11 protein-coding genes are annotated in these 14,450 nt (G+C 70.0%); 7 read left to right on the top strand and 4 right to left on the bottom strand.

The features are described 5' to 3' along the window. Nucleotides 1–8: 8 nt before the first annotated feature. From HDC36_RS08480 to HDC36_RS08465, 4 genes are all read right to left on the bottom strand, one after another. The gene (locus HDC36_RS08480; protein ID WP_179566272.1) at nucleotides 9–911 is read right to left on the bottom strand and encodes a DUF72 domain-containing protein; all 903 of its coding nucleotides are present in this window, start codon (nucleotides 909–911) and stop codon (nucleotides 9–11) included. 104 nt (nucleotides 912–1,015) lie between these two features. After that, complete coding sequence (locus HDC36_RS08475) at nucleotides 1,016–2,191, bottom strand: hypothetical protein (RefSeq protein WP_179566271.1); 1,176 nt, start codon at nucleotides 2,189–2,191, stop codon at nucleotides 1,016–1,018. A gap of 44 nt (nucleotides 2,192–2,235) precedes the next feature. Continuing rightward, nucleotides 2,236–2,775 carry a DNA-3-methyladenine glycosylase I gene (locus HDC36_RS08470; protein WP_179566270.1) on the bottom strand — a complete coding sequence of 180 codons (540 nt, stop codon included), beginning with the start codon at nucleotides 2,773–2,775 and terminating at the stop codon, nucleotides 2,236–2,238. 15 nt (nucleotides 2,776–2,790) lie between these two features. Then, nucleotides 2,791–4,599 (bottom strand): DUF4153 domain-containing protein, encoded by a 1,809-nt coding sequence (locus tag HDC36_RS08465; RefSeq protein WP_179566269.1) that lies wholly within the window; start codon nucleotides 4,597–4,599, stop codon nucleotides 2,791–2,793. A gap of 106 nt (nucleotides 4,600–4,705) precedes the next feature. On the opposite strand from HDC36_RS08465, the gene HDC36_RS08460 reads away from it, so the two are divergent. The 7 genes from HDC36_RS08460 to HDC36_RS08430 all read left to right on the top strand — a co-directional run bounded on the left by HDC36_RS08460 (nucleotide 4,706) and on the right by HDC36_RS08430 (nucleotide 14,213). After that, the gene (locus HDC36_RS08460; RefSeq protein WP_179566267.1) at nucleotides 4,706–5,272 is read left to right on the top strand and encodes a YqgE/AlgH family protein; all 567 of its coding nucleotides are present in this window, start codon (nucleotides 4,706–4,708) and stop codon (nucleotides 5,270–5,272) included. Further along, the gene (gene ruvX, locus HDC36_RS08455; protein WP_179566265.1) at nucleotides 5,265–5,762 is read left to right on the top strand and encodes a Holliday junction resolvase RuvX; all 498 of its coding nucleotides are present in this window, start codon (nucleotides 5,265–5,267) and stop codon (nucleotides 5,760–5,762) included. Before HDC36_RS08460 ends, ruvX begins: the two co-directional genes overlap by 8 nt. A 19-nt stretch (nucleotides 5,763–5,781) precedes the next feature. Then, nucleotides 5,782–6,729 carry an aspartate carbamoyltransferase catalytic subunit gene (locus HDC36_RS08450; protein ID WP_179566263.1) on the top strand — a complete coding sequence of 316 codons (948 nt, stop codon included), beginning with the start codon at nucleotides 5,782–5,784 and terminating at the stop codon, nucleotides 6,727–6,729. A gap of 167 nt (nucleotides 6,730–6,896) precedes the next feature. Next, a complete protein-coding gene (locus HDC36_RS08445; protein WP_179566261.1) occupies nucleotides 6,897–8,900 on the top strand; it encodes a M1 family metallopeptidase in 2,004 nt (667 codons plus the stop codon). 201 nt (nucleotides 8,901–9,101) lie between these two features. Further along, nucleotides 9,102–9,932, top strand: a complete 831-nt coding sequence (locus HDC36_RS08440; protein ID WP_179566259.1) for a hypothetical protein — start codon at nucleotides 9,102–9,104, stop codon at nucleotides 9,930–9,932. A gap of 461 nt (nucleotides 9,933–10,393) precedes the next feature. Continuing rightward, nucleotides 10,394–11,458, top strand: coding sequence for a polysaccharide lyase family 1 protein (locus HDC36_RS08435; protein WP_179566258.1), 1,065 nt, complete (start codon nucleotides 10,394–10,396; stop codon nucleotides 11,456–11,458). Between the two features lie 517 nt (nucleotides 11,459–11,975). Continuing rightward, complete coding sequence (locus HDC36_RS08430) at nucleotides 11,976–14,213, top strand: methyl-accepting chemotaxis protein (RefSeq protein ID WP_179566257.1); 2,238 nt, start codon at nucleotides 11,976–11,978, stop codon at nucleotides 14,211–14,213. Nucleotides 14,214–14,450: the final 237 nt, after the last annotated feature.

Raw genomic sequence — 14,450 nt, 5'->3', positions numbered from 1 at the left:
TGCCGGCGTCAGCCGTCGCGTTCGTCGCGATCCGGGCACGGCGTCGCGATGCCGAGCCGTTGCGCCAGGCGCCGCGCGTCGAACGGCGCATGCACCTTCATGTCGTTGTCGAAGTAGCAATACACGTCGCGGCGCGTGCGCCGCGCGGCGGCAGGACCCGCGCGTTGCGCCGCGGCCGGCTCGCCGCCGCGGTGCCAGGCGTCGATCCGTGCGGCCCAGGCGTCCAGCGCCTGGTCGCTGTAGCCGCTGGCATACAGCTGCGCGTCGCCGTGCAGGCGCAGGTACAGGAAATCGGCGGTCACGTCTTCCAGGTACGGCCATTTGCCGGCGGTGTCGGCCTGCACCAGGGCGACGCGGTGCCTGCGCAGCAGCGCGATCGCCGCGGGCGTGGCGAAGCTGGGATGGCGCACCTCCAGCGCGTGGCGCAGGCGCCGGTTGCGGTCGATATGCAGCAGGCTGCGCTCGCGCATGCGTGCGGCGTCGCGCTTGCTGGCCAGGGTCAGCGCCGCTGCGTGGCTGCGCGGCAACAGCGACAGGAACTCGTCCAGCAATGCAGGGTCGAAGGCCAGCGACGGCGGCAGTTGCCACAGCAACGGTCCCAGCTTCGGCCCCAGCCCGAGCAGGCCGGAAGCGAAGAAGTTGGCCAGCGGCTGCTCGCAATCGCGCAGCCGTTTCAGGTGGGTGACGAAACGCGGACCCTTGACCGCGAACACGAAGCCGCGCGGCGTCGCCGCGTGCCAGGCGGCGTAGCTCTTCGGCGTCTGCAGCGAATAGAACGAGCCGTTGAGCTCGACCGAGCGGAAGCAGCGCGAGGCGTATTCCAGTTCGCGCCGCTGCACCAGGTCGGGCGGATAGAACACGCCACGCCACCGGGGGTAGCGCCAGCCGGAGATGCCGATACGCAGGCTCATGCGCCGACCATGCCGGCGGCGGCGTTCAAGCGCCGTGCATGCCATGGCAAGACCGCGTCGGCCGTGGCGCGGCCGGCGTGGCGCAGACGGTCAGCCGGCGGCGTTCATTGCCCAGCCGGCGTGGCCGCGACCACTGCGACGCCGGCGCGCGCGCGAATGGACAACAACGGCAACGCCACCGCCTGCTGGCCGGGCGCGGCGTACAGCCACAGCGCGCAGCAGGCGACGTAGGAGGTCAGGTAGCTGCTGCGGAAGGCGACGATGCTGGCGCTGTAGCAGTCCGATCCGTGCCGCAGGCGCAGGTCGGCGACGTAGTCGAAGGTGTAGTGGCCGGCATCGCGCCACGGCCATTGCGCGCGTTCCTCGGGGTCGCCGATCCCGGCCGGAACCGGGCAGCGCGCGTTCGGGTCCGGGCTGCGCTGCCGGCCCTGCGCATCGAAGCCGAGGCGCTGCAGCTCCCGGTCCGCGACCGCGCGCCACTGCGGGTGCTGTGCCAGCCAGTGCGCTGCGTCCTGGTCCTCGGGCGTGGCCTGCGCCGGATCCTGCGGCGGCGCCAGCATGTGCCGGTAGCGGTAGCGCACCTGCAGCACGCGCGGGCTGCTGCGCTCGCCGGGCAGCGGCGACAGCGGGCGCGACAGGGTCAGCGTGTCCTGGAAGTAATCGCCGTCGCGATACGCCGCATAGCTGCGGCCGTCGATGCGCAGCCAGTACAGGGCCTGGTCGCCGCCGCGGCCATTGATGCTGAATACCCCCGTCGCCGGTTCCGCTTCGGATGCGGCGTTGGGCGGGGCGAGGAAGCCGTGCGCGGCGTCGCGGCGCAGCACCGCGATCTCGGTGAACAGGCCGGTGCCGCCGACGTAGGCGCTGTCCAGCAGGTCGCGTTGCCCGTCTTCGTCCAGGTCGAGCAGGGTGTAGTGGTGGTTGCCGTTTTCGGAGACGTCGTCCTGCACGGTGCTCGCGGGACCCAGGTATGTACGCAACGCCTGCCATTCGGCGGCGCTGGCGCCGGCCGGTTGCTTGGGCGGCGGCGCCGCGGCGCCGTCCGCGTCCGCCGTGGCGATGTCGAAACTCAGCCCGGTGGTGTCCGCATGGCGCTGCAGCACCGTGTCGATCGGGGTGGGGTCGGTGGCCGGTTCGGCCTCGATTTCGCGGCGCAGCTGTTCCAGCACCTGCGGCAGCGTCGTCGTCCCGCCATCGGCCGCATGCGCTTGCGCCGCGCCGAACGCGGCCAGCGCAAGCAGCGTTGCCGCAATCCACGATGTCGGTCGTGTCCGTGGCATCCGCTGCGAGGCGGCGCCGGCGACGCACGCAGGCGCGGCATGGTTCACGCGCTGCGCATCCACGCCGGATCCAGCCGCGCGATGCGCGCGAAGGCCGGGCAGTCTTCGCGGTGCGCGCCGCGCAGGTAGCCCAGGCTCATCAGGAACTCGCCGGTGATCTCGCCGCCGGTGAAGCGGAAGGTGCGCTTGAACAGCTTGATCCACTCGGCCTTGGCGCGCGGATGGTGCGCGTCCAGCCAGGCGGCGAAACCGCCGTGCGAGGCGCGCAGGCCCTGGATCACCTGCGCGTTGTGGATCGCCGCGTGCACCTTGAGCCGGTTGCGGACGATGCCGGGGTCGGCGAGCAGGCGCAGCACGTCGGCCTCGCCGTAGCCGGCGACCGTGTCCACATCGAACCCGGCATAGGCGGCGCGGAAACCGGCGCGCTTCTTCAGCATCAGCTCCCAGCTCAGTCCGGCCTGGTTGATCTCCAGCACCAGCCGTTCGAACAGGTCGGATTCGGCGCGCTGCGGAACCCCGTATTCGTCGTCGTGGTAGGGGCCGTGCAGCGCGTGGCCGGGGGCGATGTCGCAATAGCTGGTCATGTCGGGCGGACTCCGTCAGTCGTCCTGGTCGTTGTCTTCGGGGGAGATTTCGGCGCGCTGCGCATCCGGCAAGGTCAGGTCCGGCCAGCGCCGCGGCGCCAGTTGCAGCTTGCCGGCGCGCAGCGCGTCGAACGGCGCATCCGCGCGATCGGGCGAGCTGGGCGAGAAATGCACGCGCGCCACGTCCTGCCAGCGGTCCTGGCGGTGCGCATGGATCCGGCATTCCATGCCGAAGTTGTCGGTGTCGTTGCACAGCAGCGCTTCGCTGCTGCCGTCGCCGTCCAGGTCGCGCACCAGCAGCACGCAGTGGTCCTCGCGCTGGCGACAGCCGCCGTCGTGCAGGGTGCCGGCGAGCACCGCCTGCCACCAGCCATCGCCGGGATCGGCGCTGCCGGCGGCGAGCGGGATGTGCTGGCGCAGTTCGGCCGGAGCGGCGATGCGCTCCGGCGCGCGCTTCTCGTCGCTGGCGTCGCCGTCGTCGCCCCAGCGCTGCGTGCGCTGCAGGATGCGTTGCAGCCGTTCGCGCTGCGCCGGGTCCTCGGCGAAGCCGGGCGCATCGCGTAGCGACTGCGCCGCCCGGTAACCGCGGCGGCCGCTGTCGAAGCGCAGGTAATACAGATCCACGTCAGCGGCCGCGGTGCGGCCGTCGGCGAAGCGTTGCAGCTGGTTGCCGGCCACGATGCGGTACGGGTCCAGCAACGGCGAAGCGGTGGCCAGTGCCAGCGCGATCACCCCCCAGGACATGACCCGGTTGACCGGCGCCAGCGGCCGCAGCCAGCGCCCGTCCGGGCGCAGCACCGCCCACGCGTAGCCGAATGCGTAGCCGCAGGCGACCACCGCCACCAGCACGCCGTTGAAGCGCTCCGCGCTCCAGCCGTACTGGTCGATGCGCAGCCACAGCGCGTACAACGCCAGCAGCGCGTACAGCGACAGGCTCAGCAGGCCGGCGTCGATCAGCCGCCGCAGCCATTGCGGATAGGGCGCGGTGGCGGCGCCGTCCTGGTAGACCGCATTGACGAACACCACCAGCGCCGCCACCAGCGCGATCAGGATCTTGGCCGCGGCGCGGGTTTCCCACAGCGGCTGCAGGCCGGTGAACGGCAGGCTCAGCGCGAACAGCACCGCCACGAACGCCAGCAACGGCAGCAGCCCGGTGCAGATCGCGAACAGGATCTGCCGCATCACCTGCACCGCGCGCTGCTGGGTGCGGCCGATCAGCAGGCCCAGGCCGAACATGATGCCGGTGGCGAGGTAGACGAACGCGCTCTGGCGGAACAGCTCGCGGAAGAACTCCAGCTTCACCAGCGCGAACAGCGCGCCCCACAGCCACAGCACCAGCCAGCAGATGCCGACGAACAGCCAGGCCAGGGCCAGGGTCAGCGCGTTCTGCCAGGCATGTTCGAACAATTCGCGGTACGGCGCCTGCCAGTGGCCATGCTGCAGCCGGCACTGCAGCCACGGCAGCAGCACGAACATGCCCAGCGCAATGGCCATGCCGAACGGCACCAGCACCTTCTCGCTGCGCAGCCCGGGCGCGCCGGTGGCGCTCCACGCGGCCCAGGCCGACAGCGCCGCCACCAGCAAGGCCAGGGCGATCGCGTGCTGCCACAGGCGCAATTCGCCCAGGCGCCGCACCGACAGCAGGATCAGCGTCGGCACCGTCAGCACCAGGGTGTACCAGCACACCCGGCCGCCCAGCGCCGCGAACGGCCACCACCCGGCATCGGCGCCACGCTGGGCCAGGTACAGCAGCGCGCCCTGCAGCAGCGCCACCAGAACGATGAAGGCGCGGGTCTGGCGCGGCAGATCGGGGGCGGTTTCCATGCGAGACAGCATCCTTGGCGGCGCGGCGGTGCGCGATCGGGGCGATTATGGCAGTCCGCTCCGGTCCGGCGCAGCGCCGGCGCGGGAGGGACGATAGAATGGGGCCATGTCCGCTTTGCCTACCCCCCTGGCCAACCAACTGCTGATCGCGCTGCCGGCGCTGTCCGATCCCAACTTCGCCCGCGGCGTGGCCCTGATCTGCCAGCACGACGCCAACGGCGCGATGGGCGTGCTGGTCAACCGCGCCTCCGAATACACGCTGGGCGAAGTGCTGGCGCAGATGGGCATCGACACCATCGACGACACGCTGCGCGAGCAGGTGGTGCTCAGCGGCGGGCCGGTGCATCCGGAACGCGGCTTCGTGATCCACGACGGCGAACGCGCCTGGGATTCGAGCCTGGCGTTCGGCGACGGCCTGTTCCTGACCACCTCGCGTGACGTGCTCGAAGCGATGGCGCGCGGCGACGGTCCGCGCAACGCGGTGGTCGCGCTGGGCTGCGCCGGCTGGGGCGCCGGCCAGCTCGAATACGAACTGGGCGAGAACAGCTGGCTGACCGCGCCGGCCGACGCCGAACTGCTGTTCGAGCTGCCGCTGGAGCGGCGCTGGCAGACCGCGGCCGGCCGCATCGGCGTGGACCTGTTCCGCCTCACCGACTACAGCGGACATGCCTGAGCCCGGCGCGCCCGCTGCGGACAGCGCCGCCGCCGGCACGATTCGCCGCGACGGCACCGTGCTCGGTTTCGACGTCGGCAACCGCCGCATCGGCGTGGCCGTGGGCAGCAGTTTCGGCAGCGGCGCGCGCGCCCTGGCCGTGGTCGACGTGCACGCGCAGGGGCCGGACTGGCCGGCGCTGGACCGCCTGCACGCCGAATGGCGCCCGCACGGCCTGGTGGTCGGCGACCCGCTGACCCTGGAAGGCGCCGACCAACCCAACCGCAAGCGCGCGCACGCCTTCGCCCGCGAACTCGGCGCCCGTTACAAGCTGCCGGTGGTGCTGGTCGACGAGCGCTCCAGTTCGGTCGAGGCGGCCAAGCGCTTCGCAGTGGACCGCGCCGCCGGCCGCAAGCGCCGCCGCGATGCCGCCGCGCTGGACGCGGTGGCCGCCGCGGTGATCATCGAGCGCTGGCTGGCCGCGCCCGACGACGCCACTCCCATTTCCTGATTCCCTGCCCGGACCCGCCATGACTGACCCGCAACTCGATTCGAACGGGCGCCTGCGCCACCTGCTGACCCTGGAAGGCCTGCCGCGCGCGACCTTGCTGCAACTGCTGGACCGCGCCGGGCAGATCCGCGACGCGGCGGTGGGCCGGGTCGGCAAGCGCAACGTGCTGGCCGGCACCGCGGTGTGCACGCTGTTCTTCGAACCGTCCACGCGCACCCGCAGCTCGTTCCAGCTGGCCGCGCAGCGGCTCGGCGCGGACGTGCTGAACTTCGACGCCTCGACCTCGTCCACGCGCAAGGGCGAGACCGCGCGCGACACGCTGAAGAACCTGGAAGCGATGGGCGTGCGCGGCTTCGTCGTGCGCCATCCCGAGGACGGCGCGGTCGAGCGCCTGGCCGAAGCGGCCGGCGAGGGCACCGCGCTGATCAACGCCGGCGACGGCCGCAGCGCGCATCCCACCCAGGGCCTGCTCGACATGCTGACCCTGCGCCACGCCAAGGGCGGCGATTTCTCCAAGCTCAAGCTGGTCATCGTCGGCGACGTCAAGCACTCGCGCGTGGCGCGTTCGGACCTGCACGCGCTGCGCACGCTCGGCGCCGGCGAAGTGCGCGTGTGCGGCCCGCAGGCATTGCTGCCCGACGACGGCACCCTGGACGGCTGCGTGGTCGGCGACGACTTCGACGCCATGCTCGACGGCGTGGACGCGGTGATGATGCTGCGCCTGCAGCGCGAGCGCATGGAGGAAGGCCTGGTGGCCTCGCTGGAGGGCTACCACGCCCAGTACGGCCTCACCGCCGAACGCCTGCGCCGCGCTGCGCCGGGCGCGGTGGTGCTGCATCCGGGCCCGATCAACCGCGGCGTGGAGATCACCGACGAGGTCGCCGACGGTCCGCAGTCCTGCGTGCTGCGCCAGGTCGCCAACGGCGTGGCGGTGCGCATGGCGGTGCTGGAGACGTTGTTGGGGTGAGCGCGAGCGTGTGATCGCGACAGAACGTGTGGGAGCGACTTCAGTCGCGACGGGCCTTGTCGATGGAGCCTGTTGCGACTGAAGTCGCTCCCACAGGCTGACTGGCACATCCGCGCCACGCCGTTTCGGCCTACCATCGGGGGCGATCCTCCCCACGGACGCCCCACATGATCCATGTCCTGCGCCGCGCCGGTTTCGCCGCGGCTTGCGCTTCCCTCGTCGCCTTCGCCCAGGCCAGCGCCGCCGCGCCGGCTGCCGCCGCGCCCGCCGGCGGCTACGACCCGCTGGCCCTGTTCGCGCCACTGCAACTGCCGCAGCCGGCCACGGCCTATCGCAGCGGCGGCGGCGTGCCCGGGCCGCTGTACTGGCAGAACCGCGCCGACTACGACCTGCACGCCAGCATCGACCCGGCCACGCGCACGCTCAGCGGCCAGGAAACCATCACCTACAGCAACCGCAGCCCGGACACGCTGGACGTGCTGTGGCTGCAGCTGGACCAGAACATCTACCGCGCCGACGCGCGCGCCCGCGGCGTGCGCCCGGCGCGGGCGGAACGTCCGCCGGCCCCGGCCAGCGACGGCTATCGCATCGCCAAGGTGGAAGTGGAGCAGGGCGGCAAGCGCGTGCCGGCCAACTTCCTGGTCGACGACACGCGCATGCGCGTGGACCTGCCGCAGCCGCTGGCCGGTGCCGGCAAGGCGCTGAAGCTGCATATCGACTACGCCTACACGGTGCCCGGCACCTGGGGCGGGCGCACCGCGGTCACCCCGACCGGCGACGGCGACATCTACGAGATCGCGCAGTGGTATCCGCGCATGGCGGTGTACGACGACCAGCGCGGCTGGGACACGCAGCCCTACCTGGGCGCGGAGTTCTACCTGGAATACGGCGACTTCGACTACGCGGTGACGGTGCCGTGGAATTACCTGGTCGCCGGGTCCGGCGAGCTGGTGAACCCGGCGCAGGTGCTCACCGCCACGCAGCGCCAGCGCCTGGCCCAGGCCGCGGCCAGCGACCGCACCGTGGCGATCCGCAGCGCCGCCGAAGTCGGCGATGCGGCCAGCCGGCCCACCGCCAGCGGCACCCAGACCTGGCGCTTCCACATGGCGAATACCCGCGACGTGGCCTTCGCCGCCTCGCCGGCGTTCGTCTGGGACGCGGCGCGCATCAACCTGCCGGAAGGCAAGCATGCGCTGGCGATGTCGGTGTATCCGCGCGAAGGCGTCGGCGCCGACAAGTGGGACCGCTCCACCGAGTTCGTCAAGGCGTCGATCGAGCACTTCTCGCAGTGGTATCCGTATCCGTGGCCGGTCGTGGTGAACCTCGGCGGCCATGGCGCCGGCATGGAATATCCGGGCATCGTCTTCGACGACATGCACGACGGCGGCAAGGACCTGTTCTGGATCACCGCGCACGAACTGGGCCACGGCTGGTTCCCGATGATCGTCGGCTCCAACGAACGCCGCTACGCGTTCATGGACGAAGGCTTCAACACCTTCATCGACGTCTACGCCTCCGATGCGGTCAACCACGGCGAATTCGCGCCCAAGCGCGACAGCGAGTACGCGCCGAAGGGCGGCAACCCGGTCGACGAGATCCTGCCGCTGCTGGCCGATGCGCAGGCGCCGAACCTGCTCGACCGCGCCGACGCCACCAGCGAGACCTACCGGCATCCGCTGACCTACTTCAAGGGCGCGCTGGGCCTGGTGCTGCTGCGCGAACAGATCCTCGGCCCGGCGCGCTTCGACCCGGCGTTCCGCAAGTACATCGCCACCTGGGCGTACAAGCATCCGACTCCCTCGGATTTCTTCCGGCTGATGGAAAGCGAGTCCGGCGAGGACCTGGCGTGGTGGTGGCGCGGCTGGTATCTCAACAACTGGCAGCTGGACATGGGCGTGCGCGCGGCCAGCTATGTCGAGCACGATCCGGCCAAGGGCCTGCTGGTGACCTTGCAGAGCAGGCAGAAGCTGGTGATGCCGGCAACGCTGCGCATCGACTTCGCCGACGGCAGCCATCTCGACCAGCGCGTGCCGGTGGAGACCTGGATCCAGCAGACCCAGCCGCAGATCCGCGTGCCGAGCACGCAGAAGGTGCTGCATGTGACCCTGGATCCGGACCACCGCCTGCCCGACGCCGATCGGGGCGACAACGCGATCGACGCGGTAGGCTGAGTCCGCGGGCACCACGGCGCCTGGCGGCTGCGCGCCGCTTGCGCCGTGCCGCCGGCGCGGCGATCGTGCCGCGCCGCACGCGTCCGCGTGCGTTCGCACGCAGGGAGAAGGATCTTGCGAACCCGTGTCGCCGCCGTAGCGATCGCCGCATGCAGTGCCGTAACGCCGGGCAGGGCGTCGCGCGTTGCGCTGGCCATGCGCATGCGCCCGATCCACGCGACGACGGCGCCGCCACGCGCGCGCCTGTTGCCGCGATGGCGCGGCGGCGTGTCGCGTCTGGCCGCGCTGCTGTGCCTGCTCGCAGCCGCGCCGCTCGCCAGCGCCTGGCATCCGCAATATCCGCCCTGGGCCGGCACGCCGCCGAGCGCGGCCTGCAAGCTGCAGGCGCTGGAGCCGGCCGATGGCGGCGAGATGCGCTGGGATGGGATCACGACCTATCGCCATGCCGGCATCCGCCTGCAGCTCGACGTCACCGATATGCCAACGCTGCAGCTGTTCGATGCGCACGACCGGGCCCTGGTCGCGCCGGTCGCCTTGAGCGGCTCGCCGATGGGGTTCCATGGCGTGGAAACGTCGGATCTCAACCACGACCGACGGCCGGATTTCATCGTCACCCTCGGCAGCGGCGGGGTCGGCCTGGCCGGCGGCAACGCGTGGCGCCGGGTGCTGCTGTCCGACGCCAACGGCTACCGCTCGATCGACGTGGAGACCCACGAGCCCAGCGCCGACGATTACCGGGCGCTGCCGCACCGCGCCGGCTGCGGACTGCTGCAGCTGGTGCCGGTCTGGGCCGATGCATCGCTGACCCGCGACCGCAAGCCGCACCTGTTCTGGGTCTATCGCCTGTTGCGTTTCGACCACGGGCGCGCCGCATACGCCGACGCGCGTCTGCCCGGCTTGCCCAAGTGGATCCTCTACACCGCGCGACCGCACAACAGCCGTGCCACCGCGTTGCTCGGGTCCGCGCAGAAGCGCGTGGCGTGGGCGGCGCGCGAGCATGGCAGAATCACGCCGGCACCGGCCGGCCCGTAGCGTTCCCGATCGTCCGGGCGGCCGTTGGCGGCAGCGCTCGGCCGACATCGCCTGCGCCGGTCCATGCTGCACACGCAACATCGGCTGCATGTGCGGCGGATGCGCCAATGGCGCGCGAATGTCTCCGCGGCGAAGCGAGCGCGCTCGGCGGGTGGCGCCGAGCGTCGCGCCGATGACGCTGCGCCGCGGTTCTTCGTCGTAGTCGGCACGCCCGCAACGTCGCGCGCGAGCGCGTTGCAGGCGCCTGTCTTCGCCTGTCGTTGTCTGTCTCCATCTGTCCGTTCGTGTCTGTTTCGCATGTCTTGCGGCGCGATCGTAGGTGCGGATCTAGCTTCCCGTTTCGGCCGATTGCGCCGGCGCCGAGCCGGGCGAAGACTGCGCCCGGCCCCCACGCCCCGTGCCATCGCCCATCGCGTCCGCGAGGGCGTCAGGCATCTATCGCTGCAAGATGGGAGAGTCTGATGAACATCCAGCCGCTCAAGGGCGCGCTCGCGCTTGCCCTGGTTTTCTGCGTATCGCCGGCCGTCGCCGGCCCGGTCGGCTACGGCGCCGCCACCACCGGCGGCGGCAACGCGACCCCGATCAACGTCGCCACGATGCAGGCGATGCAGGCCGCCATCGACAACTACTCCGGCAGCGGCGGCCTGGTGCTGAACTACACCGGCCAGTTCAACTTCGCCAGCATCGGCAACGTCTGCGCGCAGTGGCAGTTGCCGGCCAACACCGTGCAGATCAAGAACAAGAGCAACATCACCATCAAGGGCGCCAACGGCTCGTCGGCGAATTTCGGCCTGTGGGTGGTGGGCAATGCGCACAACATCATCATCCGCAACATGACCATCGGCCTGCTGCCCGGCGGCGAGGACGCCGACTCGATCTCGCTGGAAGGCAACTCCAGCGGCGAGCCGTCCAATATCTGGGTCGACCACAACACCTTGTTCGCCTCGCTGACCAAGTGCTCCGGCGCCGGCGACGCGTCCTTCGACGGCGGCATCGACATGAAGAAGGGCGTCCACCACGTCACCGTGTCGTACAACTACGTGCACGACTACCAGAAGGTCGCGCTCAACGGCTACAGCGACAACGACACCAAGAACGCCGCCGCGCGAACTACTTATCACCACAACCGCTTCGAGAACGTGGAGTCGCGGCTGCCGCTGCAGCGCCGCGGGCTGAGCCACATCTACAACAACTACTTCAACAACGTGCTGACCTCCGGCATCAACGTGCGCATGGGTGGGATCGCGCTGGTCGAGGCCAACTACTTCGAGAACGCGAAGAATCCGGTGACCTCGCGCGACAGCAGCGAAATCGGCTACTGGGACCTGATCAACAACTACGTCGGCGGCGGCATCACCTGGAGCGTGCCGGACAGCACCAGCAAGCCCTACGCCAATGCCACCACCTGGATTTCGTCGAAGACGTTCCCGCAGCCGCTCGGCTACGTCTATACCGCGATTCCGGCGGCGCAGGTCAAGGCCAAGGTCATCGCCACGGCCGGCGCGGGCACCAACCTGGCGGAGTAGGCCGCCCGACTGCCGTGCGGCCGCCCGGCGCTGTCCGGAGCGGCCGCAGGCGGTCCATCCGCGTGCGCACCGCGCTTGCGATGCGAGCGGCGTGTGCGCGAATCCGCGCCGCATCGGCGCTCGGTTTGGGCCAGATTCGGAACGGCGTGCTGGTCGCAACGACTCGCTGCTGGGTGCCGCGATCCCGGCGCCGTCGCGCCTTGCAGGCGCATTTTCACGTGGAATTCATCGGTCCGGGCGCGTCGCAGTCACTTCGCCGGTCGATCTCCACGCGCCTTTCACGTATGTGAGGGCATTCAATAAAATGTGCGAAATTGCGCATCAAGAATTCGCGGCGCTCGCCGTTACATCGCCCCAAGCGCCGATACTTGCGTTGCGTAAAAATTTCTCGAAATTGAAACATTCGGCTCGGCGCTCGCGTTGTGTCAGGGCTCCGCGGCTCCTCGATTTCGTGCTCATTTCCGCACTCGACCAGTGGAGGCGCCTTTCTATTCCATTTCCCCCACTAGGTACCTCCATGATCGGATTTCTTCAGCGCTACAACGTCGGTACGCGCCTTTCCTCTTCCTTCGGCCTGCTCATCCTGCTCTCCTGCGGGCTCGTCGTTGCCGGGCTGATCACGCTGGCGCAGTCGCGCAACCAGATGGAAAACATCGTCAAGCGCAACACGATCCTGGCGTATACCGGCGAAATGCGCGAGGCCAGCGCGATCATCGCCATCAACCTGCGCAATATCGTCCTGCCGACCACGCACGGGCAGAACCTCCATTTCGCGAAGATCATCGAGCAGGAGCGCGCGCGTTACAGCGAAGCGCACGACAAGCTCTACGCGATACCGGTCACCGACAGCACTGGCACGGAGATGCGCAGGCAGATCGATCTCGGCTACCAGAACTCGCGCGTGGCCAACCAGTCGGTGTTGGATCTGGGGATGGAAGACAAGGACGAGCAGGCCCTGCTCGTGCTGACGGAGCAGGCCGGTCCCGCGACGGACAAGTGGCAGGAGGCGATCACCACATATTCGGAGCGGCAGCGCCAGCGTGGCGCGAGCGCCTACGCCGCCGCCAACGCGGCGATGGACCGCGGCCGCGGCATGCTGATCGCCGGCGGCGTCATCGTGATCCTGATCAGCTGTGTGCTGGCCTGGCTGATCACCCGCAGCCTGACCGTGCCGCTGAGCCGCGCCACCCGCGCTGCCGAAGCGATCGCACGTGGCGACCTGGACAACGACGTGCAGACCCAGGCTACCGACGAAACCGGGCGTCTGCTCGGCGCGATGCACGGCATGCAACACCAGCTGCGCAGCCTGATAGGCGCGCAACTGGAGATGGCCAAGCGGCACGATGCCGGCGAAATCAGTCATCGCATCGATGCGCAGGCGTTCCCCGGCGACTACGGGCGCATGGCCGCGGAAACCAATGCCGTGGTCGGCTCGCATGTCGCGGTGCAGCTGAAGCTGGCGCAGATCATGGGCCGCTATGCGGTCGGCGACCTCGACCAGGACATGGACCGTCTGCCCGGCGAGAAGGCGACGTTCACCCGGACCATGGACGAAGTGAAGGCCAACCTGTCGGCGATGAACGGCCAGATCAAGCAGCTGGCGCAGTCCGCCGCCGACGGCGACTTCAGCGCGCGCGGCGATGCCGAGCGTTTCCAGTTCGATTTCCGGGTCATGGTCGAAAGCCTCAACCAGCTGATGACCACCGCCGATGGCAACCTGCAATCCTTGTCGGCGTTGCTGCAATCCATCGCCGCCGGCGACCTGACCGCGCGCATGCACGGCGAGTTCCGCGGCGTGTTCGCGCAGATGCGCGACGACGCCAATGCCACCGCCGAGCAGTTGTCGGAGATCGTCGGCCGGATCAAGCATTCGGCGGTGTCGATCAACGCCGCCGCCACCGAGATCGCGACCGGCAACGACGACCTGTCGCGCCGCACCGAGCAGCAGGCGGCCAGCCTGGAAGAGACCGCCGCCTCGATGGAGGAACTGACCTCCACCGTGAAGCAGAACGCCGAGCATGCACGCCAGGCCAATCAGCTCGCAGTGGGCGCCGGCGCGGTCGCGTCGCAGGGCGGCGAGGTGGTCGGCCAGGTGGTGACCACGATGAGCGGCATCGAGGCCTCCTCGAAGAGGATCGCCGACATCATCAGCGTCATCGACGGCATCGCCTTCCAGACCAACATTCTCGCGCTCAATGCGGCGGTGGAAGCGGCGCGCGCCGGTGAGCAAGGCCGCGGCTTCGCGGTGGTCGCCAGCGAAGTGCGCACCCTCGCCCAGCGTTCGGCGGGGGCGGCCAAGGAGATCAAGGAGCTGATCGACGACTCGGTGAGCCGGGTCGCCGAAGGCTCGGCGCTGGTCGGCCAGGCCGGCAAGACCATGCACGAGATCGTGTCCTCGGTGCAGCGCGTGACCGACATCATGAGCGAGATCTCCGCGGCCTCGCAGGAGCAGTACGCCGGCATCGAGCAGGTCAACCAGACCGTGACCCAGATGGACGAGAGCACCCAGCAGAATGCGGCGCTGGTGGAAGAGGCCAGCGCCGCGGCGCGCTCGATGGAACAGCAGGCGACCGAACTGACCCAGGCGGTGGCCTTGTTCAAGCTGGAAGAGAACGCCGCGCCGGTACGCCAGCCGACCCTCGCGAAGGCGCCGAAGCCGAGGAACTACGCCCGCCCGGCGCCGGCGCCGGCCGCTGCGCGTCGCCTGCAGTCCGTCGCCGCGGTGGCCACCGACAAGGACTGGCAGGAGTTCTGATCGGCGTATGCGCTGCTCGCCGCCCTCCAGCCGGAGGGCGGCTTGCTGTCCAGCACACGCATCGCACGTCGCGCTGGAAGTGCGGGCCAGTTGCCGCCGTATCCGGCAGCGGACGCCGCGCCGCCGCCCGCAACGCTATCTCGATCGCTCGACGCGCCTCACGCCGTCGGGCTTGCTGTGTTTTCGCGGCGGCGTGATGTTGAGCCGTCTGCCGGTCTACCCCGGCATTCCGCATCG

The organism is Xanthomonas sp. JAI131 (assembly GCF_013410075.1).
GTDB classification, from domain to species: domain Bacteria; phylum Pseudomonadota; class Gammaproteobacteria; order Xanthomonadales; family Xanthomonadaceae; genus Xanthomonas_A; species Xanthomonas_A bonasiae.
The sequence above is the reverse complement of the archived record's forward strand: the minus strand, read 5'-3'. Positions and strand labels throughout refer to the sequence as shown.

What these genes read in the sequence shown, in the direction of transcription:
- HDC36_RS08435 (WP_179566258.1), top strand. Translation starts at nt 10,394, where the DNA reads ATGAACATCCAGCCGCTCAAGGGCGCGCTCGCGCTTGCCCTGGTTTTC.
- HDC36_RS08450 (WP_179566263.1), top strand. Translation starts at nt 5,782, where the DNA reads ATGACTGACCCGCAACTCGATTCGAACGGGCGCCTGCGCCACCTGCTG.
- HDC36_RS08430 (WP_179566257.1), top strand. Translation starts at nt 11,976, where the DNA reads ATGATCGGATTTCTTCAGCGCTACAACGTCGGTACGCGCCTTTCCTCT.
- HDC36_RS08440 (WP_179566259.1), top strand. Translation starts at nt 9,102, where the DNA reads ATGCGCCCGATCCACGCGACGACGGCGCCGCCACGCGCGCGCCTGTTG.
- HDC36_RS08445 (WP_179566261.1), top strand. Translation starts at nt 6,897, where the DNA reads ATGATCCATGTCCTGCGCCGCGCCGGTTTCGCCGCGGCTTGCGCTTCC.
- HDC36_RS08470 (WP_179566270.1), bottom strand. Translation starts at nt 2,775, where the DNA reads ATGACCAGCTATTGCGACATCGCCCCCGGCCACGCGCTGCACGGCCCC.
- HDC36_RS08475 (WP_179566271.1), bottom strand. Translation starts at nt 2,191, where the DNA reads ATGCCACGGACACGACCGACATCGTGGATTGCGGCAACGCTGCTTGCG.
- HDC36_RS08460 (WP_179566267.1), top strand. Translation starts at nt 4,706, where the DNA reads ATGTCCGCTTTGCCTACCCCCCTGGCCAACCAACTGCTGATCGCGCTG.
- HDC36_RS08480 (WP_179566272.1), bottom strand. Translation starts at nt 911, where the DNA reads ATGAGCCTGCGTATCGGCATCTCCGGCTGGCGCTACCCCCGGTGGCGT.
- ruvX (WP_179566265.1), top strand. Translation starts at nt 5,265, where the DNA reads ATGCCTGAGCCCGGCGCGCCCGCTGCGGACAGCGCCGCCGCCGGCACG.
- HDC36_RS08465 (WP_179566269.1), bottom strand. Translation starts at nt 4,599, where the DNA reads ATGGAAACCGCCCCCGATCTGCCGCGCCAGACCCGCGCCTTCATCGTT.